The sequence below is a fragment of the Oceanibaculum nanhaiense genome (genome assembly GCF_002148795.1).
GTDB lineage: Bacteria > Pseudomonadota > Alphaproteobacteria > Oceanibaculales > Oceanibaculaceae > Oceanibaculum > Oceanibaculum nanhaiense.
On the sequence record NZ_MPOB01000008.1, the window covers coordinates 16,205 to 42,547 of the forward strand.

At 65.8% G+C, this 26,343-nt stretch carries 25 protein-coding genes; 14 read left to right on the forward strand and 11 right to left on the reverse strand.

What is annotated here, in order from left to right; translation table 11 throughout:
• Positions 1-34 precede the first annotated feature (34 nt).
• The 3 genes from BKM74_RS14130 to BKM74_RS14140 all read right to left on the reverse strand — a co-directional run bounded on the left by BKM74_RS14130 (position 35) and on the right by BKM74_RS14140 (position 4,000).
• On the reverse strand, positions 35-1,660 hold the full coding sequence (locus tag BKM74_RS14130; RefSeq protein ID WP_086466363.1) for an acyl-CoA synthetase: 1,626 nt from the start codon (positions 1,658-1,660) through the stop codon (positions 35-37).
• Between the two features lie 79 nt (positions 1,661-1,739).
• A complete protein-coding gene (locus BKM74_RS14135) occupies positions 1,740-3,038 on the reverse strand; it encodes a DNA polymerase IV (protein ID WP_176342546.1) in 1,299 nt (432 codons plus the stop codon).
• Complete coding sequence (locus BKM74_RS14140; RefSeq protein ID WP_086466364.1) at positions 3,035-4,000, reverse strand: ROK family protein; 966 nt, start codon at positions 3,998-4,000, stop codon at positions 3,035-3,037. The genes BKM74_RS14135 and BKM74_RS14140 overlap by 4 nt, the downstream gene beginning before the upstream one ends.
• Before the next feature lie 183 nt (positions 4,001-4,183).
• On the opposite strand from BKM74_RS14140, the gene BKM74_RS14145 reads away from it, so the two are divergent.
• Together BKM74_RS14145 and BKM74_RS14150 are read left to right on the forward strand one after the other, a co-directional pair.
• A complete protein-coding gene (locus tag BKM74_RS14145) occupies positions 4,184-4,549 on the forward strand; it encodes a response regulator (RefSeq protein ID WP_008944467.1) in 366 nt (121 codons plus the stop codon).
• Positions 4,550-4,555: 6 nt separating this feature from the next.
• Positions 4,556-5,986, forward strand: a complete 1,431-nt coding sequence (locus BKM74_RS14150; protein ID WP_086466365.1) for a PleD family two-component system response regulator — start codon at positions 4,556-4,558, stop codon at positions 5,984-5,986.
• A gap of 13 nt (positions 5,987-5,999) precedes the next feature.
• Here the strand turns inward: BKM74_RS14150 and BKM74_RS14155 are convergent, their stop codons facing one another.
• The gene (locus BKM74_RS14155; RefSeq protein ID WP_086466366.1) at positions 6,000-7,901 is read right to left on the reverse strand and encodes a propionyl-CoA synthetase; all 1,902 of its coding nucleotides are present in this window, start codon (positions 7,899-7,901) and stop codon (positions 6,000-6,002) included.
• A gap of 191 nt (positions 7,902-8,092) precedes the next feature.
• On the opposite strand from BKM74_RS14155, the gene BKM74_RS14160 reads away from it, so the two are divergent.
• The gene (locus BKM74_RS14160; protein WP_086466367.1) at positions 8,093-9,106 is read left to right on the forward strand and encodes a metal-dependent hydrolase; all 1,014 of its coding nucleotides are present in this window, start codon (positions 8,093-8,095) and stop codon (positions 9,104-9,106) included.
• Here BKM74_RS14160 and BKM74_RS14165 read toward each other — a convergent pair whose 3' ends face one another.
• Positions 9,107-10,249 carry a PQQ-dependent sugar dehydrogenase gene (locus BKM74_RS14165; RefSeq protein ID WP_245825945.1) on the reverse strand — a complete coding sequence of 381 codons (1,143 nt, stop codon included), beginning with the start codon at positions 10,247-10,249 and terminating at the stop codon, positions 9,107-9,109. It abuts the gene before it with no gap.
• A gap of 148 nt (positions 10,250-10,397) precedes the next feature.
• On the opposite strand from BKM74_RS14165, the gene BKM74_RS14170 reads away from it, so the two are divergent.
• Together BKM74_RS14170 and BKM74_RS14175 are read left to right on the forward strand one after the other, a co-directional pair.
• Entirely contained in the window at positions 10,398-11,453 is a 1,056-nt protein-coding gene (locus BKM74_RS14170; RefSeq protein WP_086466368.1) for a TauD/TfdA family dioxygenase, read from the forward strand.
• Positions 11,454-11,466: 13 nt separating this feature from the next.
• Positions 11,467-12,435, forward strand: a complete 969-nt coding sequence (locus tag BKM74_RS14175) for a glucokinase (protein ID WP_086466369.1) — start codon at positions 11,467-11,469, stop codon at positions 12,433-12,435.
• On the opposite strand, the gene pstB is transcribed toward BKM74_RS14175, so the two are convergent.
• The 4 genes from pstB to BKM74_RS14195 all read right to left on the reverse strand — a co-directional run bounded on the left by pstB (position 12,436) and on the right by BKM74_RS14195 (position 18,806).
• Complete coding sequence (gene pstB / locus BKM74_RS14180; RefSeq protein WP_086466370.1) at positions 12,436-13,272, reverse strand: phosphate ABC transporter ATP-binding protein PstB; 837 nt, start codon at positions 13,270-13,272, stop codon at positions 12,436-12,438.
• 31 nt (positions 13,273-13,303) lie between these two features.
• On the reverse strand, positions 13,304-15,040 hold the full coding sequence (pstA, locus tag BKM74_RS14185) for a phosphate ABC transporter permease PstA (protein WP_086466371.1): 1,737 nt from the start codon (positions 15,038-15,040) through the stop codon (positions 13,304-13,306).
• Positions 15,041-15,065: 25 nt separating this feature from the next.
• Positions 15,066-17,699: an ABC transporter permease subunit gene (locus BKM74_RS14190; RefSeq protein WP_086466372.1), complete on the reverse strand. Its 2,634-nt coding sequence runs from the start codon at positions 17,697-17,699 to the stop codon at positions 15,066-15,068.
• A 138-nt stretch (positions 17,700-17,837) separates the two neighbouring features.
• The gene (locus tag BKM74_RS14195; protein WP_086466373.1) at positions 17,838-18,806 is read right to left on the reverse strand and encodes a PstS family phosphate ABC transporter substrate-binding protein; all 969 of its coding nucleotides are present in this window, start codon (positions 18,804-18,806) and stop codon (positions 17,838-17,840) included.
• 237 nt (positions 18,807-19,043) lie between these two features.
• On the opposite strand from BKM74_RS14195, the gene queE reads away from it, so the two are divergent.
• The 5 genes from queE to BKM74_RS14220 all read left to right on the forward strand — a co-directional run bounded on the left by queE (position 19,044) and on the right by BKM74_RS14220 (position 22,150).
• Entirely contained in the window at positions 19,044-19,676 is a 633-nt protein-coding gene (queE, locus tag BKM74_RS14200) for a 7-carboxy-7-deazaguanine synthase (RefSeq protein WP_086466374.1), read from the forward strand.
• The gene (locus BKM74_RS14205) at positions 19,676-20,044 is read left to right on the forward strand and encodes a 6-pyruvoyl trahydropterin synthase family protein (RefSeq protein ID WP_086466375.1); all 369 of its coding nucleotides are present in this window, start codon (positions 19,676-19,678) and stop codon (positions 20,042-20,044) included. The genes queE and BKM74_RS14205 overlap by 1 nt, the downstream gene beginning before the upstream one ends.
• Positions 20,041-20,739, forward strand: a complete 699-nt coding sequence (queC, locus tag BKM74_RS14210; RefSeq protein ID WP_086466376.1) for a 7-cyano-7-deazaguanine synthase QueC — start codon at positions 20,041-20,043, stop codon at positions 20,737-20,739. Before BKM74_RS14205 ends, queC begins: the two co-directional genes overlap by 4 nt.
• Before the next feature lie 73 nt (positions 20,740-20,812).
• Positions 20,813-21,439, forward strand: a complete 627-nt coding sequence (locus tag BKM74_RS14215) for a TetR/AcrR family transcriptional regulator (protein ID WP_086466377.1) — start codon at positions 20,813-20,815, stop codon at positions 21,437-21,439.
• Positions 21,440-21,508: 69 nt separating this feature from the next.
• Positions 21,509-22,150 carry a LysE family translocator gene (locus tag BKM74_RS14220; RefSeq protein WP_086466378.1) on the forward strand — a complete coding sequence of 214 codons (642 nt, stop codon included), beginning with the start codon at positions 21,509-21,511 and terminating at the stop codon, positions 22,148-22,150.
• 68 nt (positions 22,151-22,218) lie between these two features.
• On the opposite strand, the gene BKM74_RS14225 is transcribed toward BKM74_RS14220, so the two are convergent.
• On the reverse strand, positions 22,219-22,641 hold the full coding sequence (locus BKM74_RS14225) for an organic hydroperoxide resistance protein (RefSeq protein WP_086466379.1): 423 nt from the start codon (positions 22,639-22,641) through the stop codon (positions 22,219-22,221).
• Positions 22,642-22,822: 181 nt separating this feature from the next.
• Here BKM74_RS14225 and BKM74_RS14230 point away from each other — a divergent pair, with 181 nt between their 5' ends.
• Together BKM74_RS14230 and BKM74_RS14235 are read left to right on the forward strand one after the other, a co-directional pair.
• Positions 22,823-23,302, forward strand: coding sequence for a MarR family winged helix-turn-helix transcriptional regulator (locus BKM74_RS14230; RefSeq protein WP_217895493.1), 480 nt, complete (start codon positions 22,823-22,825; stop codon positions 23,300-23,302).
• Positions 23,299-23,685 carry a DUF488 domain-containing protein gene (locus BKM74_RS14235; RefSeq protein WP_086466380.1) on the forward strand — a complete coding sequence of 129 codons (387 nt, stop codon included), beginning with the start codon at positions 23,299-23,301 and terminating at the stop codon, positions 23,683-23,685. The genes BKM74_RS14230 and BKM74_RS14235 overlap by 4 nt, the downstream gene beginning before the upstream one ends.
• Here the strand turns inward: BKM74_RS14235 and BKM74_RS14240 are convergent.
• Positions 23,682-24,332, reverse strand: coding sequence for a GntR family transcriptional regulator (locus BKM74_RS14240; protein ID WP_086466381.1), 651 nt, complete (start codon positions 24,330-24,332; stop codon positions 23,682-23,684). The genes BKM74_RS14235 and BKM74_RS14240 overlap by 4 nt on opposite strands.
• Before the next feature lie 57 nt (positions 24,333-24,389).
• On the opposite strand from BKM74_RS14240, the gene BKM74_RS14245 reads away from it, so the two are divergent.
• Entirely contained in the window at positions 24,390-25,556 is a 1,167-nt protein-coding gene (locus BKM74_RS14245) for a pyridoxal phosphate-dependent aminotransferase (protein WP_086466382.1), read from the forward strand.
• A 102-nt stretch (positions 25,557-25,658) separates the two neighbouring features.
• Entirely contained in the window at positions 25,659-26,246 is a 588-nt protein-coding gene (locus BKM74_RS14250) for a nitroreductase family protein (RefSeq protein ID WP_086466383.1), read from the forward strand.
• Positions 26,247-26,343: the final 97 nt, after the last annotated feature.

Consider the following 26,343-nt stretch of genomic DNA (forward strand, 5'->3'; position numbering starts at 1 on the left):
GGTCAAGCCCGACCATGACGAGAGAAATTGGACCTCACAGCTCCCGCGCCTTGTCGCGCAGGGCGAATTTCTGCACTTTGCCGGTGCTGGTCTTTGGCAGTTCGCCGAACAGCACGGTCCTGGGCACCTTGAAACCGGCCAGATGCTGACGGCAGAAGGCGATAATCTCCTCTTCGCTGGCGCTCTGGCCCGCCCGCAGGGTCACGAAGGCGCACGGGCTCTCGCCCCATTTCTCGTCCGGCCTTGCCACCACGGCGGCCTCCAGCACGGCGGGATGACGGTAGAGCACGCCCTCCACCTCGATGGTCGAGATGTTCTCGCCGCCGGAGATGATGATGTCCTTGGACCGGTCCTTCAGCTCGACATAGCCGTCCGGGTGCAGCACGCCCAGATCGCCGGTATGGAACCAGCCGCCCTTGAACGCCTTGCCGGTGGCGGCCGGATTCTTCAGATAGCCTTTCATCACCACATTGCCGCGCATGAACACCTCGCCCATGGTCGCCGCGTCGGCCGGCACCGGAGCAAGCGTTTCCGGATCGGCCACCATCAGCCCTTCCAGCACCGGGTAGTTCACGCCCTGGCGCGCCTTGATGCGGGCCTGCTCCTCGACCGGCAACTCGTTCCATTCCGGCTGCCAGGCGCAGACCACCACCGGGCCATAGACCTCGGTTAGCCCATAGACATGGGTGACCTTGATGCCCAGCGCCTCCATGCCCTGGATGATAGTGGCGGGCGGCGGGGCGGCGGCGGTCATCATCTCCACATTCTGCGGGAAGTCGCGGCGGTCTTCCGGCTTCGCGTTCACCAGCAGCCCCATGACGATCGGCGCGCCGCACAGATGGGTGACGCCATGATCGGCAAAGGCATCGTAGATCGCCTTCGCCTCCACCCGGCGCAGGCAGACATGGGTGCCGGCCTGGGCCGTGACCGTCCAGGGGAAGCACCAGCCATTGCAGTGGAACATCGGCAGGGTCCACAGATAGGCGGCATGGCGCGGCATGTTCCAGGCCAGCACATTGCCCAGCGCGTTCAGATAGGCGCCGCGATGGTGATAGACCACACCCTTCGGATCGCCGGTCGTGCCCGATGTGTAGCTCAGCGAGATCGCGTCCCACTCGTCTTCCGGCAGGCTCCAGGCGAAATCCGGGTCGCCGCCGGCGATGAACGCCTCGTAATCCATGCTGCCCAGACGCTCGCCCGGCCCGTCATAGAGCGGATCATCGATATCGATGACCAGCGGCCGCACCCTGACCTGCCGCAAGGCGGCGGCCACCGTGCCGGCGAATTCCCGGTCGGTGATCAGCACCTTGGCCTCGCCATGCTCAAGCGTGAAGGCGATGGTCGCCGCGTCCAGCCGCGTGTTCAACGCATTCAGCACCGCACCGGCCATCGGTATGCCGAAATGGCACTCGACCATTTCCGGCACGTTGGGCGCCATCACCGCCACCGTGTCGCCCTTGCCGATACCGTGTCGCGCCAATGCCGAGGCCAGCCGGCGGCTGCGCTGATAGACCTCCCGCCAGGTGCGTTTCAGCCCCCCATGCACCACGCCGATGCGCTCGGGATAGACCGTCGCCGTGCGCGCCAGGAAGGATAGCGGCGACAGCGGCGTGTAATTCGCCGCGTTCTTCTCCAGATCCCGTGCGTAAGGGTTCGTCATGCTCGCTTCCTGCCCTGTGTTGATTCTTCTTGGCCGCAAGGCTAGCGGGCGGCGGCGATACTGGCAATGCGGGGCGCGCCTACCGCTTTCCCGGAAAGCCCCTGCCCTTCAGTATGGCGGCATCGCCCAGCTTCTTGCGCACCGCATCCATCGCCCCTTCGATCTTCTTCTGCCGCTCGCGGTCGGGATCGACCAGATCGGGCGGGTCGGCGTCGGCGGGATCGGCCAGCGCGCTGGCGCCAATGCCGATCAGCCGGAAGGCTGTGCCGGTCGCCTCCTTCTCCAGCAGCGGCAGGGCGGAGCGATAGAGCCGTTCGGCCAGCAGGGTCGGGCCGTCCAGCCGCCGGCTGCGGGTCAGCAGGCGGAAATCCGCCGTCTTCAGCTTCAGCGTGATGCCGGCGGCGGCGAAGCCCTCGGCTTTCAGCCGTTTCACAAGCTTCTCCGACAGAAGCCACAGGATCGCGCGCAGCGCCTCTAGGTCGGCGATATCGTCGTCGAAGGTGGTCTCGGCGGAAATGCTCTTGGTCTCGCGCTCCGGCTCCACCTTGCGCGCATCGATGCCGCGCGCGAACTGGAACAGCCTTTGCCCCATCGCGCCATAGCGGGCGATCAGCGTGCGCTCGTCCAGCTCCTGCAATTGCGCGATATGGGTGATGCCATCCTTCACCAGCCGCGCCTGCAGGCTCTGCCCGACTCCCCAGATCAGCCCGACCGGCTGGCGGGCCAGGAAATCCCGCGCCTCCGCCCGGCCGACGATGGCGAAGCCGCGCGGCTTGTCGAGATCGGAGGCGATCTTCGCCAGGAACTTGTTGTAGCTGAGGCCGATGGAGACGGTGATGCCGATCTCCTGCTCGATACGCCGCACCAGCAGCGCCAGCGTGTGCGCCGGACTGCCCTTGTGCAGCCTCTCGGTGCCGGACAGATCGAGGAAGGCCTCGTCGATGGACAGCGGTTGCACCAGCGGCGTGGTGTCCAGCATCAGCGCGCGAACCTGCCGCCCGACCGCGCTGTACTTCTCCATATTCGGCTTGATGACCACGGCGTTGGGGCACAGTTTCAGCGCCTTGAACATCGGCATGGCCGAGCGGCAGCCATAGATGCGGGCGATATAGCAGGCCGCCGACACCACGCCGCGCTTGCCGCCGCCGATCAGCACCGGCTTGTCGCGCAAGCTGGGGTCGTCGCGCTTTTCCACGCTGGCATAGAAGGCATCGCAGTCGAGATGGGCGATGGTCAACGTGTCCAGCTCGGCATGGCGGATCAGGCGCGGCGAGCCGCAGGCGGGACAGCGCGGATCAGAAAAGCCCTCTGGCAACACATGGCCGCATTCCCGGCAGAGCCCCGGCAGCCCCCCCTTCGGAAGAGCGGGGGCCGTCATCCCCCGCCCTCCCGCTCGCCCTCCTGCTCCGGCGGCCACAGCCAGGCCGCGCCGCGCACGCCGCTGGAATCGCCATGCACCGGCGGCACCAGGCGGGTCGCCACATGATCGGAGAAGATGTGCCGCCCCCACAGGCGCGGCACCGAGTCATACAGGCGCTGCAGGCCGGACAGGCCGCCACCCAGCACGATGGCGTCGGGGTCGAGCATGTTCACCAGATGCGCCAGCGCGCGCGCCAGCCGCTCCTCATAGCGCCGGAGTGTCGCCTCCGCCGCCGCATCGTCTGCTGCCGCCGCTGCAACGACATCCTCAGCACTCATCGCGATGCCGGTTATCCGCTGGTGATCGGCGGCGAGACCCGGCCCGGACAGGAAGGTCTCGATACAGCCATGGCGGCCGCAATAGCAGGCCGGTCCCGGCCTCTCTGAATCTTCGGGCCAGGGCAGCGGATTATGCCCCCATTCGCCGGAGATCGCGTTCGCCCCGGTCAGCACGCGTTCATTCACCACGATGCCGCCGCCGACCCCGGTGCCGAGGATGACGCCGAACACAATGGACGCACCGACGGCAGCGCCATCCACCGCCTCCGACAGGGCGAAGCAATTGGCGTCGTTGGCCAGCCGCACCGGGCGGCCCAATGCCACCTCCAGATCGCGGTCGAAGGACCGGCCGATCAGCCAGGTCGAATTGGCGTTCTTCACCAGCCCGGTGGCCGGGGAAATCGCGCCCGGAATGCCGATGCCAACCGTGCCGCGCCGGCCCAGCCTGGCTTCCACGCCGGCCACCAGATCGCGGATGGCGGTGACCGTCGCGTCATAATCGCCGCGCGGTGTCGGGATACGCTCGCGCGCCAGCACCGCCCCGGCCGCGCGGTCTCCCGTGCGCCCCCCCACCTGGTCCCCCACCTGCTCCAGGGCGACGATCTCGATTTTCGTACCGCCAAGATCGATCCCGATCCGCATCGCCGTTATTCCCCGCCCGCCGTTCCTGCGCCTATCGTCAGAAAAGCTTGATGGTGTTGCGTAAAATGTACTGTAAGCTGTCCTGCGAGTTCATAAATGTCCGTTCTGTTCGAAAGGGACGGGGACGTCAGGTCGCGCATGGCCGGGGGCGCAAGACCGGGGGCGCGCATGACTGGGGGAACAATGGCGAAGACTGTTCTGATCGTCGAGGACAACGAGCTGAACATGAAACTGTTTCATGATCTGCTCGAAGCGCACGGCTATAATATCCTGCAAACCCGGGACGGCATGGAAGCGCTGAAGATCGCCCGTGACAAGCGTCCCGACCTGATCCTGATGGATATCCAGCTGCCGGAGGTTTCCGGGCTGGAGGTCACAAAATGGATCAAGGAAGATGACCGGCTGAAGGCGATCCCGGTGATTGCGGTCACCGCCTTCGCCATGAAGGGCGATGAGGAGAAAATTCGCGAGGGCGGCTGCGAGGCCTATATCGCCAAACCCATTTCGGTGCAGAACTTTCTTGAGACCGTCCAGAAATTCTTGAACTGACGTGCTATGCCAGGCCGTGTCCTAGTTGTCGATGATGTCGCACCGAATATCCGCCTGCTGGAAGCCAAGCTGTCGGCGGAATATTTCGACGTCATCAGCGCGGCTAACGGCAGCGACGCCCTGCGCCTCGCCGCGAACGACTCCCCCGACCTGATCCTGCTCGATGTGATGATGCCGGGCATGGACGGGTTCGAGACCTGCCGCCGGCTGAAGGCCGATGCCACCACCCATCACATCCCGGTCGTCATGGTCACCGCCCTGTCGGATGCCAGCGACCGCGTGCGCGGCCTGGAGGCTGGCGCCGACGATTTCCTGACCAAGCCGGTGAACGATATCGCGCTGTTCGCGCGGGTCCGCTCGCTGATCCGGCTGAAGACGATGACCGATGAGCTGCGCCTGCGCGAGGAAACCTCGCACCAGCTCGGCCTGATGCTCGGCGTCGGGTCCGAGGCGGTCGATGTGCGGCGCGCCTCGGTGTTGATCGTCGAGGATAATTCCATCGACATCGCCAACATCAGGGAAGTGCTGCAGATCGATTCCGACGATATCGAGACGGCACCCACCGCCGCCGCCGGGCTGGAGGCGGTGCGCAGCGGTGCGCACGACATCGTCATCACCAGCCTCAGCCTGAATGGCGGCGACGCCTTGCGGTTCTGCTCGCAGCTGCGCGCGCAGGAAAAAAGCCGCCAGCTGCCGATCCTGCTGGTTGCCGAAGAAGATGAAATCCAGCGCGTCGCCAAGGCGATGGATATCGGCGTGAACGACTATCTGCTGAAACCGATCGACCGCAACGAGTTGCTGGCCCGCGTGCGCACCCAGATCCGCCGGCGGCGCTATCAGGACCGGCTGCGCGAGAATTATCAGCAGAGCCTGTCGCTGGCGCTGACCGACAGCCTGACCGGCCTGTACAACCGCCGCTACCTCTACAGCCACCTGAAAGGGCTGACCGCGCGCAGCGGCGACAGCCACAAGGACATGTCGATCCTGCTGATGGACATCGACTATTTCAAGCAGGTGAACGACCGGCACGGCCACAGCGCGGGCGATGCCGTGCTGCGCGAGCTGGCCGAGCGGATCATGAAGAATGTCCGCAATTTCGACCTTGTCGCCCGGCTGGGCGGCGAGGAATTCGTCATCGTCATGCCGGATGCCGACCGCACCATCGCCGAGCGCGTGGCCGAACGGCTGCGCACCCGCATATCCGGCGAGGTCTTCCATGCACCGGAGGAGGATGTGGACATCCCGATCTCCGTCAGCATCGGTATCGCCACCAAGCAGGATGACGAGGAATGGGCGCAGGTCGATCCGACCGAGCTGCTGCGCCGGGCCGATATCGCGCTCTATGCGGCGAAGAATGCCGGGCGCAACACGGTAAGGCTCTACGAACCCTCGATGACCATGCCGCGCGGCCAGGAAAAACCGCTGAACGCGGAGTAACCCGCGCCAGCGCTCATTCCTTCTGCGGATAACCGGCATCGTTCAGCCGGCCGCCGATCTCCGTCAGGATTGCCGGATCGTCGATGGTCGCCGGCGTCCGGTAGCTCTCGCCATCGGCAATCTTCTGCATGGTGCCGCGCAGAATCTTGCCGGACCGGGTCTTCGGCAGGCGCTCCACCACCAGCGCGGTCTTGAAGGCCGCGACCGGGCCGATCGCCTCGCGCACCATCTGCACCGCCTCGCGCGCGATCTCTTCATGCGGGCGGGTGACACCGGCCTTCAGCACCATCATGCCCAGCGGCAGCTGGCCCTTCAGCGCGTCGGCGACGCCGATCACCGCGCATTCCGCCACGTCGGGATGGCGCGCCAGCACCTCCTCCATCGCGCCGGTGGACAGCCGGTGGCCGGCGACATTGATGATGTCGTCGGTGCGGCTCATCACGAAGACATAGCCATCCTCGTCGATATAGCCGGCATCGCCGGTCTTGTAGAAGCCGGGGAAGTCCGACATGTAGGAATTCTGGAACCCCTCGTCATTCTGCCACAGCGTCTGCAGGCTGCCCGGCGGCAGCGGCAGCTTCATCACCAGCGCGCCGATCTCGCCGCGCTTCACCGGCTGCGCCGCCGGGTCAACCACCTGCACGTCCCAGCCCGGTACCGGCTTGGTGGCGGAGCCCGGCTTGACCGGGAAACGCTCGATGCCCGTGCAGTTGGCGCAGATCGGCCAGCCGGTCTCGGTCTGCCACCAATGATCGATCACCGGAACGCCCAGCTTCTCCTCCGCCCATTCCAGCGTGTTGGGGTCGCAGCGCTCCCCGGCCAGGAACAGGGCGCGGAATTCCGACAGATCGTGCTGGCCGATCAACCTGCCGTCCGGGTCCTCCTTGCGGATCGCGCGGAAGGCGGTGGGGGCGGTGAACAGCGCCACCGCGCCATGCTTGGCGATGACCCGCCAGAAGGCAGCCGCGTCCGGCGTGCCGACCGGCTTGCCCTCATAGAGAATGGTAGTCAGCCCATAGAGCAGCGGCGCATAGACGATGTAGGAATGGCCGACCACCCAGCCGACATCGGAGGCGGTCCACCACACCTCGCCCGGCTTCATGCCGTAGATGTTCTCCATCGACCAGCGCAGCGCCACCATATGGCCGCCAGTGTCGCGCACCACCCCCTTGGGGATGCCGGTGGTGCCGGAGGTATAGAGGATGTAGGACGGATCGGTCGCCTTCACCGGCACGCAGTCGGCGGGTTTGGCGGCGGCGACAGCCTCCTCCCAGTCGGTGTCCCGTCCGGGCTTCAGTTCCGCCTTCTCCATCGGCCGCTGGTGGATGATGCAGGCTTCGGGCTTGTGGCTGGCCTTGTCGATGGCGGCGTCCAGCAGCGGCTTGTAGGGAATGATTCGCTGCCCCTCGATACCGCAGGAGGAGGAGACGATCAGTTTCGGCCTGGCATCGTCGATGCGGGTTGCCAGCTCGGTCGCCGCGAAGCCGCCAAACACCACGGAATGGATCGCGCCCAGCCGTACGCAGGCCAGCATGGCGACCACCGCCTCCGGCACCATCGGCATGTAGATGACCACCCGGTCGCCCTTGGCCACCCCCTTGGCGGCCAGCGCGCCGGCGAACAGCGCCACCCGGTCGCGCAGCTGCCGGTAGGTCAGCCGCAATTCCATGTTGGTGACGGGGCTTTCGTAGAGCAGCGCCGCCTGATCGCCCCGCCCCGCCGCGACATGGCGGTCCAGCGCGTTATAGGCGATGTTGGTCTCGGCGCCGACGAACCAGCGCGAAAAAGGCGGCTTGTCATTGTCCAGCACGCGGTCCCAGCGCCTGAACCAGTGGATATGCTCCGCTGCCTCTCCCCAGAAACCGTCCGGGTCCGCGAGGGACCGGCGATACGCCTCATCATAGCGTCCCGTCATGACCTGCCGCCTTTTGTTTTGCTGGCGTTTCCTCCCGCCCGCATAAGCGAGCCCGGATATAGTGCGCAAAGCCGCGCAGACAGGCAAGGCGGCTGCTTGCCGCACTTTTGCTCCTTAGGCCGCACACCCTTGTCTGGAGGCTGCGACCGCACATTTAAACATGGCCTCCAATTTCCTATTCCGGACATTCCATGGACAGCGTCACCCAGTTCGCCCTCGGCGCCACCATCGGCGCGGTTGCTCTTGCCCCCAGGATCGGCGCCCGGCGCGCGATCCTCGCCGGCGGCCTGATTGGCACCCTGCCCGACCTCGATGTGTTCCTGCCCTCGGCCGATCCGATCGACGCCTTTGTGACCCATCGCGGCTTCAGCCATTCGCTGTTCGTGCTGACGGCGCTGTCGCCGCTGCTGGCGGAAGGGCTGCGCCGCCTCGATTCCCGGCTCCGGGACTCGCGGCTGGCCTGTTATCTGGGGGTCTGGCTGATCCTGGTGACGCATGCGCTGCTGGATGCCTTCACCACCTATGGCACGCGCATCTTCTGGCCGGTCTCCGACGTGCCGGTCAGCATTTCCTCCATCTTCATCATCGACCCGCTCTACACACTGCCGCTGCTGGTGGCGATGCTGGCCGGGCTGATCGCCGGCGGCTGGGGGACAAGGCTGCGCCGAACTGCAATCGCCGGGCTGGCGCTCAGCACCGCCTATCTGGGCTGGGGCCTCGCCGCGCAGGGCATCGCCGAGGCCAAGGTGAAGCAGGCGCTGACCGCGGCCGGCCAGGGCTATGAGCGTCTGACGATGATCCCGATGCCCTTCAACAGCCTGCTGTGGCGCGGGCTGGCCATCGATGGCGACCGCTATGTGAACGTCTATCGCTCGGTGTTCGATGAGGAGGTTGCCGCGCCGCTGCATGTCCATCCGCGCGGCATGGCGCTGGAAGCGGAGCTGCCGGACCGCACGCCGGTCGAAAAGGTGGCGTCCTTCAGTCGCGGCTATTACGCGCTCAGCGCCAGGGGCCATGATGTGCTGCTGACCGACCTGCGCATGGGGGTGGAGCCGAACTACGTCTTCACCTTCAAGATCGCAGAGCGCAACAGCCCGGTCACCGGCATGGTGCCGGCGAAGCAGCTGGAGCGGGTGAACGATGCCGCGCAGCTTTCCTGGCTGTGGCGGCGCATCTTCGACGAAAGCGCGGTCCGGACTGAGTAGTCAGCGCGCCGGCCTGATCCTGAGCAGCCGGCCCTCATCAGAATCGGTCAGCGCATAGAGGTGGCCGTCGGGTCCCATGCGGACATCGCGGAAACGCGCGCCTAGGTCGCCCAGCAGCTTCTCCTCGCCGGTCACCCGCTCGCCCTCGATCTCCAGCCGAGCAAGATGCTGCCCGGCCAGCGCGCCGACGAACAGATTGCCCTCCCAGGCCGAAATCGCGCCCCGATTGTAGAAGGCCATGCCGCTGGGCGCGATGGACGGGTCCCAGTAATGGATCGGCTGCTCCATGCCCGGCCTGGCCGTGCCCTCGCCGATCCGCGCGCCGGAATAGTGCACGCCATAGCTGATGATGGGCCAGCCGTAGTTCTTGCCGGCTTCCGGCAGGTTGATCTCGTCACCGCCGCGCGCCCCATGCTCGTGCAGCCACAGCCGGCCTGTCACAGGATGCACGGTCATGCCCTGCGGGTTGCGGTGGCCGTAGGAGAAGATTTCCGGCAGGGCACCCGCCTGCTCGACGAAGGGATTGTCGGCGGGCACGGTGCCATCCGGATTGATGCGGATGACCTTGCCCAGATGATTGTCGAGGCCCTGCGCCATGTCGCGATTGCCGAAGCGCTCGCCCGTCGTCGCGTAGAGCGTGCCATCCCTTCCGAAGGCGAGGCGGGAGCCGAAATGCAGCCGGCTGGCGATCTTCGGCTTCTGGCTGAAGATGACCTCCAGCCCCTCGATACGCCGCCCGTCGGCCGACAGCCGGCCGCGCGCCACGGCGGTGCCGTTGGCCCCGCCTACGCCCGGCTCGGCGAAGCTCAGATAGATCAGGCGGCTGTCGGCGAAATCAGGCCCCAGGATCACGTCGAGCAGCCCGCCCTGCCCGCCGGCGGCGACCTCCGGCACGCCCTCCAGCGGCGCGGAGACGGCACCGCCGCGCCCGACGAGGCGCAGCCGGCCCGGCCGTTCCGTCACCAGCATGCGGCCATCCGGCAGGAAGGCCAGCGACCACGGATTTTCCAGCCCGCGCGCCACCGTCTCGACGGTGATCTCGGCCTTTTCCGTCGAGAAACGCTGCGTCTGCTGGGCGGCGACGGGGAAAGCCAGCAACAGGACGGCGCAGAAAACGGCGTAATGGGGCAGGCGCATAAGCATCGTCTCTCTTCTCCGGGCTGTCTGTCTGAGGTGGGAGCACATTCCCGCCGGTCAACCCGCGCGCCGTCGCTGTGCTACGCGTTGACCCCTGGCAAGGGCCGGGGAATACTGCGCGAAAATCAGAACACGTCACCAAGGACGCCATCCCATGACCGCCGCCCTGCCATCTGAGATAACAGGCCCGTCCGCCTGGTACGGCCCCGACATGCTGGCCCGGGAGGATGAATGGATCCTGCCGCTGTCCCCCGCCCATGTCGCGGAGGTGGAGCAGGCAGCGAAGGCCGCGCTCGCCAGCGGCATCGACATCGCGCAGATCGGCAAGGCGGATTTCCCGCTGCCGACGCTGGGCCCGGTGCTGGCCGACGCGCTGGAGGTTTTGCTGGCCGGGCGCGGCTTCATCCTGTTCCGCGGCCTGCCGGTCGGGGACTGGCCCATCGAGCTATCCGCCGCCGCCTTCGTCGGCATCGGCCGGCATCTGGGCAATCCCAAGTCGCAGAACGGCAAGGGCCATATCCTTGGCCATGTGCGCGACCTCGGCCTCGCCTCCGACGACCCGAATGTGCGCATCTACCAGACCCGCGAACGACAGACCTTCCACACCGATTCCTGCGATGTGGTCGGGCTGCTCTGCCTGAAGGCGGCAAAATCCGGCGGCCATTCGGCGCTGGTCAGCTCGATGACGATCTATAACGAGATGCACCGCCGCCGGCCTGACCTGCTGGCGCATCTGCTGCGGCCGGTCGCCACCGACCGCCGCGGCGAGGTGTCGCCCGGCCAGAAGCCCTATTTCGAGATTCCGGTGTTCAGCGCCTATGACGGGCTGATTTCCGTCATCTATCAGCGCCAGTACATCAATTCGGCGCAGCGCTTCGACGATGCGCCCCGCCTGTCGCCGGAGACGGTGGCGGCATTGGACCTGTTCGACACGCTGGCCAACGATCCGGCGCTCAACTTCACCATGGTGCTGAAGCCCGGCGACCTGCAATTCGTGCACAATCACACCATCCTGCATGACCGCACCGGTTTCGAGGATTGGGAGGACGACACGAAAAAGCGCCATCTGCTGCGGCTGTGGCTGGCGCCGGAGACCGCCCGCCCGCTGCCGCCGGCCTATGCCCAGCGCTACGGCAGTGTGACGCCGGGCGAGCGCGGCGGCATCATCCTGCCCGAAACCCGGCTGCACGCGCCGCTCACGCCGATCTGATGGCCCCGGTCTGATGCGGAACGGAACAGCGCTGCTGGCCGATATCGGCGGCACCAACACGCGATTCGCCCTGCTGGATAAGGAAGGCCGGATCGGTGCGCCAGACGTATTCCCCACGGCGGCCCACGAAACCCTGGAAGCCGCGATCCAGCACTGGATGGACGAGACCGGCCACCGCCCAGATGCGGCGGCGCTGGCTGTCGCCGGCCCGGTCACCGGCGATGTGGTGGCGCTGACCAATCATCCCTGGCGGATTTCCGCCTCCGGCCTCGCCGCGCGCTTCGGCTTCGCGCCTGTGTGCGTGATGAATGACGTGGCGGCCATCGCCCGCGCCCTGCCCGACCTGCCGGACAGCGCCTTCCGGCCGCTGAAGCCGGGCACCGCCAACCCGGAAGCCGCCCGGCTGGTGGTGGCGCCGGGCACCGGGCTGGGTGTCGCGGCGCTGCTACCCGCCAAGACAGGCTTCCATGTCGCGTCCAGCGAGGGCGGGCATGTGACGCTGGCGGCGCGCGACGCGGCAGAGGCGGCGCTGCTGGAACGGTTACGCGAGGATAGCGCGCATCTGTCGGCGGAAGATGTGCTGGCGGCCCCCGGCCTGGCGCGCCTCCATCATGCGTTCTCCGGCAAAAGCATCGAACCGGAAGAGGTCACGGCGGCGGCCCTGGCCGGCGAAGCAAACGCCCGCGCCGCGACGGCCGCCTATTGCGCGATGCTGGGCGGCGTCGCCGGCGACCTGGCGATGGCGTTCGACGCGCGCGGCGGCGTGGTCATCGCCGGCGATCTGCCGGGCCGGATGGGCAATACATTCGATATGAACAGCTTTATCCGGCGCTTTACTGACAAGGGGCCGTTCGCCGCCTATCTGGCGGCGATCCCGGTCAGCCTGCTGGACGCCCCCTACCCGGCCTTCGCCGGGCTGGCCGCCCTGCTGCGCGATCAGCCCCTAGACGATCAGCCCCCGGGGCGATCAGCCCCAGAGTGATCAACCAAAGCGGCCGGTCACGTAGTCGCGGGTCTGCGGCACTTTCGGCGCGGTGAACATGGTCTCGGTCTTGCCGTACTCGATCAGCCGGCCGAGATACATGAAGGCGGTGTTGTCGGAGACGCGACCGGCCTGCTGCATGTTATGCGTCACGATGATGATCGTGTAGTGGCCGCGCAGCTCGTCGATCAGCTCCTCGATCTTCGCCGTGGCGATGGGGTCGAGCGCCGAGCAGGGCTCGTCCATCAGCAGAACTTCCGGGTCGGAGGCAATGGCGCGCGCGATGCACAGACGCTGCTGCTGGCCGCCCGACATGCCGAGAGCCGATTCCTTCAGCCGATCCTTCACCTCGTCCCACAGCGCCGAGCCACGCAGGGCGCGCTCGCAGGTCTCGTCCAGAATGCGCCGGTCGGTGATGCCATCGACACGCAGCGGATAGACCACATTGTCGTAGATCGACATGGCGAAGGGGTTTGGCTTCTGGAACACCATGCCCATGCGCTTGCGCAGTGCGATGACATCGACGCCCGGACCGTAGATGTCCTGGTTATTGATGGTGATCTGGCCCTGGATCGTCAGATTGTCGATCAGGTCGTTCATCCGGTTCAGCGAGCGCAGCAGGGTGGACTTGCCACAGCCCGACGGGCCGATCAGCGCCGTCACCAGCCCGCGCTGGAAGGTCAGGTTGATATCGTACAGGGCCTGCGAAGAGCCGTACCACAGGTTGAAATCGGACACATCGATCACCGAGCCTTCCGGCGAGGTGACGAAATGATAGGTCGTCTCCTGCGGCGGGGCCGGGCGGGCGGCGGGTTCGAGCGTGGCGCTGTCGGTCATGGGATCGAAACTCCAAAACGGCTGTAAGCGATCAGAACTGGCTGCCGGCGAACTTCTTTTTCAGCCGGTTGCGGATGATGATCGCCGAGGAATTCATCAGGACGATCAGGGCCAGCAGCAGCAGCGTGGTGACGAACACCATCGGCTTGCCGGCCTCGGAATTGCGCGACTGGAAGCCCACATCGAAGATGTGGAAGCCCAGATGCATGAAGCTGCGTTCCAGATGGACATAGGGGAAGAAGCCGTCAACCGGCAATTCCGGCGCCAGCTTCACCACACCCACCAGCATCAGCGGCGCCACCTCGCCGGCACCGCGCGCCATCGCCAGGATCAGGCCTGTCATGACGCCCGGCATCGCACGCGGCAGCACGATCCATTTAATGGTCTGCCATTTCGAGGCACCACAGGCCAGCGAGCCTTCGCGCATCGACCGCGGCACCGAGGCCAGCGCTTCTTCCGAGGCGACGATGACCACTGGCACGGTCAGAAGCGCCAGCGTCAGCGCCGACCACAAGATGCCGCCGGTGCCGAAGGTCGGGCTGGGCAGGCGCTCTGGGAAGAACAGCGCGTCAATGCCGCCGCCCACCATGTAGGCGAAGAAGCCAACGCCGAACACGCCATAGACGATGGAAGGCACGCCGGCCAGGTTGTTCACCGAGATGCGCACGATGGCGACCAGCCGGCCCTGCTTGGCGTATTCGCGCAGATACAGCGCGGTGATGACGCCGAACGGGGCGACCACGACAACCATCATCAGCGTCATGATGACCGTACCGAAGATCGCCGGCAGGATGCCGCCCTCGGTATTGGCCTCACGCGGCTCCTCGGTCAGGAACTCGCCCCAGCGGGACAGATAGACGCCCCATTTCTCGAAATAGGACAGGTCGTTGGCGGCGTAGAAGCGCACGATCTGGGAGAGCTGCATCTCCTTGGTCTGGCCATCGACCGCGGCCAGCGTGATCCTGTACTGCGCATCCTCGGCCTTAATCGCCGCCGCCCGGTTAGCCAGCACCTTATAGTCGGCCTGCAATTCGGCGATGCGGGCCTCGGCTTCCGCCTTCTCCTCGCGCACTTCCGCGCTGTCCGCACCATAGCGCAGCTCCGCGCGGCGGATATCGAGGCGGATTTCGTTCAGGTAATGATTGATGGCGCCAATCTCGTCGCGCTCAATCTCACGGATGCGCTCGAAGCGGTCGCGCGCTTCCTCTTGCTGGTCATGCAGCAGGGAGAGGTCCACCCCCGGCCCTTCCAGCTTGCGCCCCGCCAGATCCACCGAGGCGATGGTACCGACGAAAGCGCCCCATTCCTGACGCTCGAAGAAGAAGAAGCTGTCGGGATGCGCGATATCCGCCACCTGGGTGTCCGCCACCCAGCGGAAATCCTCGCCGAACAGGTCATAATTGCCGATCCGGTACATGGTGCGGCCAAGGAATCCGTCATTAGCCGCGATCTCGGCACGCTGCACATCGGTGAATTCCGCAAGCGTCGCCGCATCGGGGCGGTATTGCTCGCTGCGGAAAGGCTCGCCCGCGACCCTGGTGCCATCATTCAGCGTCACCATGGCCACCGGCTTCGGCCAGAAGGTGGTCACACCGTTCCAGAAGATCAGGGTCAGGAACCCGGCGATCAGGATGATGCCCAGCGCCAGGGCGCCGCCCAGCCCCCACAGGAACGGCTCGCCCACGGCCGAGATATCGGCCGAGTATTTGCGCACCGCACGCGGCTTCGCCGCTGCCTTGCTGGTGTCTTTTTCGGCGGTCGCGGTCATTCCCGTTTCCCCTGCAATATCCGGCTTAAAGCTGGAAAGCGCGCTTGCGGAAGCGCTGGCGGATGATTTCCGCCACAGTGTTGATGACGAAGGTCATGGCGAACAGCGTCAGCGCCGCCAGGAACAGCATGCGGTAGAGCGTGCTGAACTGGACGGCCTCGGGCAGTTCGACCGCGATGTTGGCGGACAGCGTGCGCAGGCCGTTGAAGATGTTCCAGTCCAGGATCGGCGTGTTGCCTGCCGCCATGACCACGATCATGGTCTCGCCCACCGCACGTCCCATGCCGATCATCACCGCGGCGAACACGCCGGACATAGCGGTCGGCAGCACCACCCACATCGCCGTCTGCCAGGGCGTGGCGCCGGCAGCCAGGCTGGCCGCACGCAGCGATGAAGGCACCGCGTTCAGCGCATCCTCGGCCAGGGTGTAGATGTTCGGGATAACGGCGAAGCCCATCACGAAGCCGACCACCAGCGCGTTGCGCTGCACATAGGTATCGACCACCCCGCCGCGCGGGTCATAGCCGATGGCGGTCAGCGCCGCCGCCAGGATGTAGCTGACCAGACAAGACGCCAGCAGCATGGCGACCCAGCGCGCCAGATCGACCAGCGGCGCCTGGCTCTGCGACATCTCGCGCAGGGCCAGCCGGTAGCTGGTGCCAATCGTGCGAGCAAAGACATAGCTGACGCCGAGGAAGGAGAGCGGCAGCAGCACCAGGAACAGGAAGGGCAGACCGCTGCCGATATCGCCATTGGTCCAGGCCTTCAGATCGCCATAGAAGAACACGTTCTCGAACAGCGGCCCCGCCGCGTAGGCGATGTAGCAGCCGAACGCGACCGTCACGAACATCAGGCAGAATTTCGGGATCCCGTCGAGCCGCAGCTTCCACTGGTAGGGCAGCGCCTGCCAGAGATAGGCCGCCAGCATCAGCGACAGCGGCAGCGCGCCGAACGCCAGCAGCACGGCGGCGATCCAGGTCTCGACGATGGGGGCCAGCAGCAGCGCGGCGATGAAGCCCAGCACCACGGTCGGCAGCGATTCCATCATCTCCATGACCGGCTTCACCGTCGAACGGATGCGGCTGTGCAGGAATTCCGACGTGTAGATCGCCCCCAACAGCGCGATCGGAATGGCGAAGATCAGCGAGTAGACCGTCGCCTTCAGCGTGCCGAAGATCAGCGGTGTCAGCGAGAATTTCGGCTCGAACACGTCAGTGCCGGAGGAGGACTGCCAGGTGTAGGTCGGCTCAAGATAGCCCTCGTACCAGACCTTGCCGAAGATGGTCTGGGCGGTCACCTCGGGATGCGGCACATAGAAGGACCAGAAATTCACCTGACCGCCGGCATCCGCCACCAGAACCGCATCGTTGCGCGGCGCCAGCAGCATTTGCGTGCCTTCGTCCGACAGCGGCTCGCGCTTCAGCTTCAGCAATGTCTGGTTGCTGGTGTTATGGCGCAACCAGACATTGCCGTTCAGATCCATCGTCACCAGCGACTTGTTGCGCTGGCTGGAGGCGAAGTTGACCACAGGCGCGTCATGCGCTTCCAGCTCACGGATCAGGATCAGCTTGTAGCCATCCTCCGTGCCGGCATTTTCCGGTTGCAGCCGGTAGAACACGCGCACGGCCCCTTCAGAGCCGCCTGCGATCAGCCCCTGCTCGCCATTCAGGAAGCCCATCACCGTCAGACGCTGCTCGCCCGGGAAGGCATCGAACTTCTCGGCCAGGCGCGGTGCCGCGAAATCGCGGGTGTCATAGCGGTAGATATCGCCGGTCTCGTTAGCGACATAGACCTGATCGGCCTGCCCGGTCAGAAGAACGTTGGTCACCTGCATACCGGCCGGCAATTCCGGCAAGGTCGAGGACAGGACGCGCGTCGTGGCCTTGCGAGTCAGCAGGTTGATCTGGGTCTCGGTACGGCTGATCCGCGCGACGCCCGACGCATCGATGGTGACGAAGGAGCGGGTCGGTCGCTCGACCGTGCCGCCGGTCCGGTAATCGATCGCAATGATCGCTTCGCCAGCCTCGGAAATCGTCTGTGGCTCGTCCACCCTGGCGCCCAGCGAAATCCGGCGCAGCTGATTGCCGGGAATACGGGAATAGACGGCGGTGCCATCGGTCAGGTCGCGGTCGTTCAGCTCCCTGGCGCCAACCGGCAGCGAGTCGCCGGTCAGGATTTCGACCTTGGGCTCAATGACGGCAAAGCGGACAGTGCCATCGTCGAAGCCGAAAGCAATATTATTTCGCTTATCCGTGGCCCCGACGGCGGTGGCGACAGCACCGCCGAAATCGAGCGTCACACTGTCAAGCGCGGTCCCGGTATCCAGATGGAAGGTTGAGACCTGCCCATCGGCCGTGATCCGGATGCCGATCGTCTGGTACTCATCGACGCTGGTCCAGGCCAGCGGCTTTGGGGGCGTCACGCTATAGCTGCGTGTCGTCTCCAGATCGCCGCCCTGGAACAGCGGCACCACCACCTGGGCCAGGAAGATCATGATGCCGAACACGGCGACGATCACCATCAGCCCGCCGATGGTGATGCCCCAGTCCGCGATCTTGTCGGTAACCAGAACGCTGGCGCTGGTGGCCTTGCGGCGGCGGACCGTGCCGATAGCGGTCTTGCCGGTTCCGTTGGAAGCGTCGTTGGCATCGCTGGCCATGATAACCCTCAGCCCGATTTCAGAACGACGCCCGCCGGAAAGGCGGAACGCCGGAGTTCAGAAAGAAAGGGATAAAAGAATTTACCGGATCAAGAAAGAAATGCGGGCGGCGTTCACCGCCGCCCGCACCTCAGTCGATTACATCAGGCCGAAGGCCTTCAGATCCTCAGAGGCGAGGCCCTGATTGACCGGGAAGAAGCCGTCCTTCACGACCGCTTCCTGACCCTGCTTCGAGTAGATGTAGCGGATGAACTCGCCGCGAACCGGATCGAGCGCCTGGTTCGGGTTCTTGTTCACGTAGATGTACAGGAAACGCGCGATCGGGTAGTTGCCCGAATAGGCGTTCTGGGCGTTCGGGCCGTAGCACTTGCCGTCAGAGCCCTTGATCTCGATGAACTTCACGTCGGCGGTCTTGTAGCCGACGCCGGAATAACCGAGGCCACCCTTGTCGGAGGCAACGCCCTGAACCACGGTGGAGGAACCCGGCTGCTCCTTAACGCTGTCCTTGTAGTCACCGTCGAACAGCGCGACTTCCTTGAAGTAGCCATAGGTGCCCGAGGCAGAGTTACGGCCATAGAGCGAGATCGGCACATTGGCCCACTCGCCGGTGGCGCCAACCTGGCCCCAGGTGGTGATGTCGGACGAATTGCCGCCCTTGCGGGTCTTCGAGTAGATCGCGTCGATCTGCTGCATCGACAGGCAGTTGACCGGATTGTCCTTGTGCGCGTACACGGCCAGCGCGTCCACGGCAGAGCGGACCGGGGTCGGCTTGTAGCCATACTTCTTCTCGAATTCGTCGATTTCCTTCGACTTCATCGGACGCGACATCGGGCCGAACTGCGAGGTGCCGGCGATCAGCGCGGGCGGCGCGGTGGAGGAACCCTTGCCCTCGATCTCGATCTTCACGTTCGGGTACTGCGCGAGGAAGCCCTCGGCCCACAGCGTCATCAGATTGTTCAGCGTGTCGGAACCGATCGACTTCAGGCTGCCCGAAACGCCGCTGGTCGGCTTGTAGGACGGCAGGTTCGGGTCGACACCCTGCGCGAAAGCGCTGGTCGAGATCATCAGGCCGGCGGCAACAGCCAGCGCGGCAGAAAACTTCTTCATGTTATAATGCTCCATCTTCCTGAGTAACATCGCGGTTGCAGTCTGTACGAAGGGCGCCGCATCGACTCCCTGCGCGCCAAAACATCAGGCTGAAACCGTCCTGGTCGCCCCCGTTTCTTAGCCTATTTGCGTTGCGGTTTTGTGACACGACGATGACATTGCGCGGACTCTCTCCAACCATTCGGCGGAATCATCCACCCTTGCCGGAATCGCCGGCAACCGGCAGAAAGTGGCCCCATGACCTATTCGGTGAAGGAACTGTTCAAGACCCTGCAGGGTGAGGGCGCGCAGGCCGGCCGGGCCGCCGTGTTCTGCCGCTTCGCCGGCTGCAATTTGTGGTCCGGGCGCGAGGAAGACCGCGCCGCCGCGATCTGCCAGTTCTGTGACACCGATTTCGTCGGCACCGATGGCGCGGGCGGCGGCAAGTTCCGCGATGCCGATGCCCTGGCCGATGCCATCGCCGCCTGCTGGGGCGCGGATGAGCCGCGACGCTATGTCGTGTTCACCGGCGGCGAACCGCTGTTGCAGCTTGACAGCGCGCTCGTGGATGCGGTTCATGCGCGCGGCTTCGAGATCGCCATCGAGACCAATGGCACGCTGGAGCCGCCGCCCGGCATCGACTGGATCTGCGTCAGCCCGAAGGCAGGGGCCGACTGGGTACTGAAGAGCGGCGACGAGCTGAAGCTGGTCTATCCGCAGCCGGGGCTGGCGCCGGACGGGATGGCCAGCCTGCCCTTCGGCCATTTCTGGCTGCAGCCGATGGACGGCCCGGCGCGGGCGGAGAATACAGCGGCGGCGGTGGCCTATTGCCTCGACCATCCGGAATGGCGGCTGAGCGTGCAGACCCACAAGATGATCGGTATCCCGTGATGTTCGAGTTGAGCAAGGAATTCAGGTTCGATGCGGCGCACACGCTGAATCGCGCCATAGAGACCGACTCCAGCCGGCGCATCCATGGTCATTCCTACCGCGCGCAGGTGACGGTACGCGGCACCCCCGACCCGGAAACCGGCATGATCGTCGATCTGGGCCTGCTGTCGCGGCTGATGGAGGATGCCAGGCAGGCGCTCGACCATCATTTCCTCGATGAGGTCGAAGGGCTGGGCCCGGCCACCATGGAGAATCTGAGCGCCTGGATCTGGCGGCGGCTGGATGGCCAGGTAACGGGCCTCGCCTGCGTTGCCGTCTATCGTGACAGCAGCGGCGAGACCTGCCGCTATTTCGGCCCCGCCATATGACCGGCGGCTCGGCCCTCGTGCTGTTCTCCGGCGGGCAGGATTCGACCGCCTGCCTGGCCTGGGCGCTGGACCGGTTCGAGCGGGTGGAGACCGTGGGCTTCGATTATGGCCAGCGCCACCGGGTGGAGCTGGAGTGCCGCCACACGGTGCGCGACGCCATCGCCGCCGCTTTCCCGGCCTGGGCCGGCAGGCTGGGCGAGGATCACCTGCTGCCGCTGGACGTGCTGAAGAGCATCAGCGACACCGCGCTGACCGGTGAAGCCGAGATCGCCTTCCAGGAAAACGGCCTGCCCAACACCTTCGTGCCGGGCCGCAACTTGCTGTTCTTCACCTTCGCCGCCGCCATCGCCTACCGGCGCGGCATGAAGCATCTGGTCGGCGGCATGTGCGAAACCGACTATTCCGGCTATCCTGATTGCCGCGACGACACGCTGAAGGCGCTGCAGGTCGCCCTGACGCTGGGCATGGACAAGCGCCTGGTCATCCATACGCCGCTGATGTGGATCGACAAGGCGGAGACCTGGCGAATGACCGAAAGGCTGGGCGGACCGGCGCTGGTCGAGATCGTGCGCGCGCTTACCCACAGCTGCTATCTCGGCGACCGCACGCAGACCCACGATTGGGGCCATGGCTGCGGCAGCTGCCCGGCCTGCGATCTGCGCGCCGAGGGCTGGCGGCGCTACCGCGCCGGGTGAATGCGGCGGGAATATCTGCTATTCTGCCTCAGCATTGCGTTATTAGCCTGAACAGTACGGAACGGAACCGCGCATGCGCGATCGGATCAAGAGCGTCGCCACCGAACTGCTGATCAATTACGGCTATCGCGGGCTGCGCTTCAAGGATATCGCCGAACAGCTGGGCACCACGCGGGCCAACATCCACTACCATTTCGGCACCAAGAAGAACCTGATCGAGGAAGTGATCGAGGACTATGTCGAAGGGACACTGGTGGCGGTGAAGGCGATCTGGACCGCCGAGAACCTGCCCTATGTCGAACGCGTGCGGCGCATGATGGCGTTCAACCGCGAGCGCTACAACCGCTTCAACCCGCCGGGCAAGGATGGCCGGCCCTGGAGCATCATCTCGCGCATGCGGCTCGAATCCGATGTGCTGAGCAAAAAATCGAAGGAGACGCTGCACAGTTTCTCCAGGACGGCGGAAGCCTATATAAAGACAGCACTCGACGAGGCCATCGCCCGGGGAGAGATATCCGGGGACGCGCCGGCCCGCGACATTCTGGTGCAGATCGTCGCCATCATGGACAGCGCCGGCTCCATCACCTCGGACGCCGGTTCCTTCGACCGGCTGGAACATCTCTACACCGCCTATATCCATGTGCTGACCCACGCCTATGGCGGGGAGAAGGCACCGCATCTGGTCGCCGTCGCGGAGTAGCGATTTCCGCTGTTGCACGGTCGTTTGGCCTGTGGATTAGTGATCCTCCCCGCAACAGAGGATTCGGCCATGGACCTCGCGCTCTTCTCCGTCGAACACTGGCTCGCCTTCGTTGCCGCCGCCGCCGTGCTGCTGGCGATCCCCGGCCCGACCATTCTGCTGGTCATCTCCTACGCGCTGGGCCATGGCAGGCAGGCGACCGGGGCGACAGTCGCGGGTGTCACGCTGGGCGACTTCACCGCGATGACCGCCTCGATGCTGGGCCTCGGCGTGCTGCTCGCCACCTCGGCAGCGCTGTTCACCGTGCTGAAATGGGTGGGGGCGGCCTATCTCGTCTATCTCGGCGTGAAGCTGTGGCGCGCCCCCGTCTCCGCCGGCGGGCCGGTCGAGATCGGGGCCGGCGTAAAGCCCTGGCGCATCTTCGCGCATACCTATGCGGTGACCGCGCTGAACCCGAAGGGCATCGTGTTCTTCGTCGCCTTCCTGCCGCAGTTCCTGGTCGCCAGCCTGCCGGTGGTGCCGCAGATGCTGGTGTTCGGGGCAACCTTCCTGGTGCTGGCGACACTGAACGCGCTGACCTATGCGCTGCTGGCGCAGGCCGCCCGCCGCACCATCCGCAAGCCAGCCGTGCAGCGCGGCGTGAACCGGGTCGGCGGCTCGCTGCTGATCGGAGCCGGAATCATGACAGCCGCCTGGCGCAAGGCGGGGTAAGAACCTCACGCACGCAAAAAGGCCCGCGCCATAGGACACGGGCCTTTCGTCATTGCAACGGACAGTGCTTACGCCACCGTCAGCGAGACCTCGATATTGCCCTTGGTCGCATGCGAGTACGGGCACACGACATGCGCCTTTTGCACCAGATCCTCGGCGGTCTTCCGGTCGAGGCCCGGAATGGCGATGGTGAGGTCGGCCTTGATGCCGAAGCCCTGCCCGTCATCGCGCGGGCCGATGCCGATCGCCGCTGTGACGCTGGTATCCTCCGGCACCTTCACCTTCTCCTTGCCGGCGACGAATTTCAGCGCGCCCAGGAAGCAGGCCGAATAACCGGCAGCGAACAGCTGCTCCGGGTTGGTGCCGTCACCGCCGCCGCCGCCCATCTCCTTCGGGGTGTTCAGCTTGACCGAGAGGGTACCGTCCTTGGTGGCCGACTTGCCGTCACGGCCGCCGGTCGAGGTTGCTTCCGTGGTGTAGAGGATTTTCATGATGTCTCTCCTTTCGCCTGAATTATCGGGAATGCCTGTTCGATACCCGTCTGATGACAGGAACATAGGGCGTCATTTATATTGTGTCCAATATAATTTTGCACAATTTATTTGCCAGCAACCCTTGCCATCCTCAGCCGGCTTCCCTAATGAAGGAGGGTTGAGGACAGAGGCAGAAAGCATGAACGCGAAACGGGACGAAAAGACGGCAGCGCCAGAAGCGGACATGCTGCGGCTGGATCAGCAGCTTTGTTTTGCCGCCTATTCCACAGCGCACGCCTTCAACCGGCTGTACCGGCCGCTGCTGGAAAAGCTGGACCTGACCTACCCGCAATATCTGGTGATGCTGGTGCTGTGGGAGCGCGACGGGCTGACCGTCACGCAGATCGGCGAGCGGCTGTTTCTCGATTCCGGCACACTGACGCCGCTGCTGAAGCGGCTGGAGAACGCCGGCCGCATCGCCCGTACCCGCGACCCCGCCGACGAGCGCCGGGTGCTGATCACCCTGACCGGGGACGGCCAGGCGCTGCGCACCGAGGCCCGCTGCATCCCGCCCCGGATCGGCGCGGCCCTCGATATGACGCCGACGGAGCTGACAGCGCTGAAATCCGGCCTCGACAAGCTGCGCACGGCGCTGAACGGAGAGGGAGGCTCCGAATGACCATCCGCATCGTCCGGCTGGGATCACCCCGGCTGCCGGATGAGGGCACACGCATCGGTGCGGTGCGCCGGCTGCCGCGCGGCGTGCGTAAGGAACGCTATGCCGCCGATGACTGGTTCGATGTCTGGTATCCCGAACTCTCGCCCAGCGCCGATCTGGTGGCCAAGGCACGCGGGGCGGAGACGGACAAGGAATGGGCCGATTTCGTGCAGGCCTTCCGCAAGGAGATGGAGGAATCCGCCGCCCGTCGCACGCTCGACCTGCTGGCCGCCCTGTCGAAAGGCGCCAGCTTCTCGCTCGGCTGCTATTGCGAGGAGGAGGCGCACTGCCATCGCTCCGTCCTGCGTGCCCTGCTGGAAGAACGCGGCGCGGATATCGGCTAGCGGTCCGAGGCTTCCAGCCGGTGGCGCAGCGCCGCCCCGGCCTCCAGTATGTGCCGGCGCATCAGCTCCTCCGCCTCATCCGCCCGGCCCGCGCGCAGCGCCGCCAGAATGGCATGATGCTCGGCTTCCGAGCGCGGCTGCCAGCTCAGATCGCGCCAGGTGGCGAACAGGAACCGCGCCGCCGTGCGCTGCAGATCGTCGATGGCGGACAGCAGGCGCGGCATGCCGCAGGGTGCCGCCAGCAGGCGGTGGAACCGGCGGTTCGCCTCCTCCCACAGTTCGATCCGGTCGCTGCTCTCGATCTCCGCAAGCGCGCGTTCCGCCAGCTCCAGATCCGCTGCCGACAGGTTCGGCGCGGCATGGCGCAGCGCCAGCGCCTCCAGTGCCGCGCGCATCTCCGTCACCTCGCGCACCATTGCCGGGTCCAGAGGCGCCACCCGCACGCCGCGCCGCGGCAGGCTGACCAGCAGCCCCTGCGCCTCCAGCCGGCGGAACGCTTCGCGCACCGGGACATGGCTGGCGGCGAATTCGACCGCCACATGGTCCTGCCGGACCGGCGCGCCCGGCGGCAAGTCGCCCGACACGATGCGGGCCGCCAGCGCCTGCGCGATACGGCCGGCAACGGAATTGCCGTCCGCGATATCCATTTGATGCAATGCGTTCTTCATGATTTTATAGATTATCTATTATTTGGAGAAATAGCCATGACCCGCAAGCGCCCTTCCCGTCTGCAGCATATCGCCGGCATCGGCGTGGACCGTATGGGAGCAATCGCCGACATGTCAGGCAAGGATTTCCTGCGCTTGGAAAATCTGGACGTCGATATCCCGCCCGACCCGGAGGCGGTGGAGCGTACCCGCAAGGCCGCCGCCCATGATGACGACAATTCCTATCTGCCCTTCATCGGCCAGGCCCATTTGCGCGACGTCGCGGCGCGCCATGTCTCCGACCTGTCGGGCGTGCCCTATAGCGGCGCGCGCAATTGCGTGATTTCCGCCGGCGGCCTGTCCGGCATCCTGAATGCGCTGCTGGCCACCATCGAAGTCAGCGACGAGGTGATCGTCACCGACCCAACCTATGCCGGCCTGATCAACCGCGTGCGGCTGGCCGGCAGCGTGCCGAAATTCGTGCCTTTCACCTTCACCCCGGGCGGTGAATGGAGGCTGGACCGGGATGCGCTGCGCGCCGCCATCGGCCCGAAGGTGACGGCGATGCTGCTGATGTCGCCCTCGATGCCGTCGGGCGGCTGCCTCGATGCCGGCGACTGGGATCTGGTCGCCAGCCTGTGCGTCGCCAGCGATCTGCTGCTGATCCTCGACACGGCGATGGAGCGGCTGGTCTATGACAACCGCCCGGTGATCCATCCCGCCGGCCTGCCCGGCATGGCGGCGCGCACCATCACCGTCGGTTCCTCCGCCAAGGAGCTGCGCATGATCGGCTGGCGGGTGGGCTGGACCGTGGCGCCGGAAGCCTTCATGCCCGACCTGATCGCCGTCTCGCTGGCCAATGTCGTGGTGCCGGTCGGCATCGCCCAGGACGCCGCCGCCATCGCGCTGGACCGCTCCCGCACCACCCTTGCCCCCTATGTCGCGGAGCTTCAGGCCCGGCGCGACACCGTGCTGGAGGAACTGAAGGGTCTGCCGGCCGGCGTGCCGGGCGGCGGCTGGTCGCTGCTGCTGCGTGTCAGCGACTTCGACATCGATGGCGAGACCATGTCGCAGCGGCTGCTGGAGGAAGGCGTGTGCGCCACCGCCATGGCCGGCTGGGGCGAACGGCACGGGGCGCACTATATCCGCTTCGTCTATGCCAACGAGCCGGTGCCGCGGCTGAAGCTGCTGGGCGAGCGGGTGCGCCGCGCCCTGCGGCTGTAACCGCCAGACAAGCGCTATTCCCTCGGCGCGCTTAATATCGTATTTGGCTACCCATGCATTGGCGGCAACAAGTGCCGCCTCCCCAAATCCATAGGAGCCACCATGTCGAACCGCAAAGCGCCCGTCGATCATCCGATCCTGCCGTTGATGCAGGAGCGCTGGAGCCCGCGCGCCCTGACCAACACCGCGATCCCGGCGAACACCGTGCTGACCCTGCTGGAGGCCGCGCGCTGGACGCCCTCGGCCAGCAACATCCAGCCCTGGGGCTTCATCATCGACGAGGCCGGCAGCGCCAGCTTCGCGCAGACGCTGACCTATCTGAAGCCGGGCAATTTGCCCTGGGCGCGCAACGCCGCCTTGCTGGGCGTCGCCCTGGTGAACGAGAACCGGCCGGACGGCACGCGCAACCCGCATGCCGAATATGATGTCGGCCAGGCGGTCGCCTACCTGACCCTGCAGGCAGCATCCGAGGGGTTGTATGTGCACCAGATGGCGGGTTTCCTGCCGGAGAAGGTACAGGAGCATGCCGGGCTGCCGGAAGGCTGGCGCGCGCTGACCATGTTCGCCATCGGCGGGCTGGGCGACGCGGCGAGCCTGCCGGAGGAGATCGCCCAGCGCGAGACCGCGCCGCGCGTGCGCAAGCCGATGGCCGAGTTCTGCTTCCGCGGGACATGGGGCAAGGCGCTCTGACCGGCAACTGAGTCCATAAGGGGCGGGAGCCGGCCCTGCCGGTTCCCGTCTTTTTACGCCCCCTTTTGCGCCCCTGCACATCGCCGCCGCACACCCC

Bases quoted from the DNA above. Each gene is read 5' to 3' on its own strand.
- BKM74_RS14130 (WP_086466363.1), bottom strand. From the start codon at position 1,660: ATGACGAACCCTTACGCACGGGATCTGGAGAAGAACGCGGCGAATTAC.
- BKM74_RS14135 (WP_176342546.1), bottom strand. From the start codon at position 3,038: ATGACGGCCCCCGCTCTTCCGAAGGGGGGGCTGCCGGGGCTCTGCCGG.
- BKM74_RS14140 (WP_086466364.1), bottom strand. From the start codon at position 4,000: ATGCGGATCGGGATCGATCTTGGCGGTACGAAAATCGAGATCGTCGCC.
- BKM74_RS14145 (WP_008944467.1), top strand. From the start codon at position 4,184: ATGGCGAAGACTGTTCTGATCGTCGAGGACAACGAGCTGAACATGAAA.
- BKM74_RS14150 (WP_086466365.1), top strand. From the start codon at position 4,556: ATGCCAGGCCGTGTCCTAGTTGTCGATGATGTCGCACCGAATATCCGC.
- BKM74_RS14155 (WP_086466366.1), bottom strand. From the start codon at position 7,901: ATGACGGGACGCTATGATGAGGCGTATCGCCGGTCCCTCGCGGACCCG.
- BKM74_RS14160 (WP_086466367.1), top strand. From the start codon at position 8,093: ATGGACAGCGTCACCCAGTTCGCCCTCGGCGCCACCATCGGCGCGGTT.
- BKM74_RS14165 (WP_245825945.1), bottom strand. From the start codon at position 10,249: ATGCTTATGCGCCTGCCCCATTACGCCGTTTTCTGCGCCGTCCTGTTG.
- BKM74_RS14170 (WP_086466368.1), top strand. From the start codon at position 10,398: ATGACCGCCGCCCTGCCATCTGAGATAACAGGCCCGTCCGCCTGGTAC.
- BKM74_RS14175 (WP_086466369.1), top strand. From the start codon at position 11,467: ATGCGGAACGGAACAGCGCTGCTGGCCGATATCGGCGGCACCAACACG.
- pstB (WP_086466370.1), bottom strand. From the start codon at position 13,272: ATGACCGACAGCGCCACGCTCGAACCCGCCGCCCGCCCGGCCCCGCCG.
- pstA (WP_086466371.1), bottom strand. From the start codon at position 15,040: ATGACCGCGACCGCCGAAAAAGACACCAGCAAGGCAGCGGCGAAGCCG.
- BKM74_RS14190 (WP_086466372.1), bottom strand. From the start codon at position 17,699: ATGGCCAGCGATGCCAACGACGCTTCCAACGGAACCGGCAAGACCGCT.
- BKM74_RS14195 (WP_086466373.1), bottom strand. From the start codon at position 18,806: ATGAAGAAGTTTTCTGCCGCGCTGGCTGTTGCCGCCGGCCTGATGATC.
- queE (WP_086466374.1), top strand. From the start codon at position 19,044: ATGACCTATTCGGTGAAGGAACTGTTCAAGACCCTGCAGGGTGAGGGC.
- BKM74_RS14205 (WP_086466375.1), top strand. From the start codon at position 19,676: ATGTTCGAGTTGAGCAAGGAATTCAGGTTCGATGCGGCGCACACGCTG.
- queC (WP_086466376.1), top strand. From the start codon at position 20,041: ATGACCGGCGGCTCGGCCCTCGTGCTGTTCTCCGGCGGGCAGGATTCG.
- BKM74_RS14215 (WP_086466377.1), top strand. From the start codon at position 20,813: ATGCGCGATCGGATCAAGAGCGTCGCCACCGAACTGCTGATCAATTAC.
- BKM74_RS14220 (WP_086466378.1), top strand. From the start codon at position 21,509: ATGGACCTCGCGCTCTTCTCCGTCGAACACTGGCTCGCCTTCGTTGCC.
- BKM74_RS14225 (WP_086466379.1), bottom strand. From the start codon at position 22,641: ATGAAAATCCTCTACACCACGGAAGCAACCTCGACCGGCGGCCGTGAC.
- BKM74_RS14230 (WP_217895493.1), top strand. From the start codon at position 22,823: ATGAACGCGAAACGGGACGAAAAGACGGCAGCGCCAGAAGCGGACATG.
- BKM74_RS14235 (WP_086466380.1), top strand. From the start codon at position 23,299: ATGACCATCCGCATCGTCCGGCTGGGATCACCCCGGCTGCCGGATGAG.
- BKM74_RS14240 (WP_086466381.1), bottom strand. From the start codon at position 24,332: ATGGATATCGCGGACGGCAATTCCGTTGCCGGCCGTATCGCGCAGGCG.
- BKM74_RS14245 (WP_086466382.1), top strand. From the start codon at position 24,390: ATGACCCGCAAGCGCCCTTCCCGTCTGCAGCATATCGCCGGCATCGGC.
- BKM74_RS14250 (WP_086466383.1), top strand. From the start codon at position 25,659: ATGTCGAACCGCAAAGCGCCCGTCGATCATCCGATCCTGCCGTTGATG.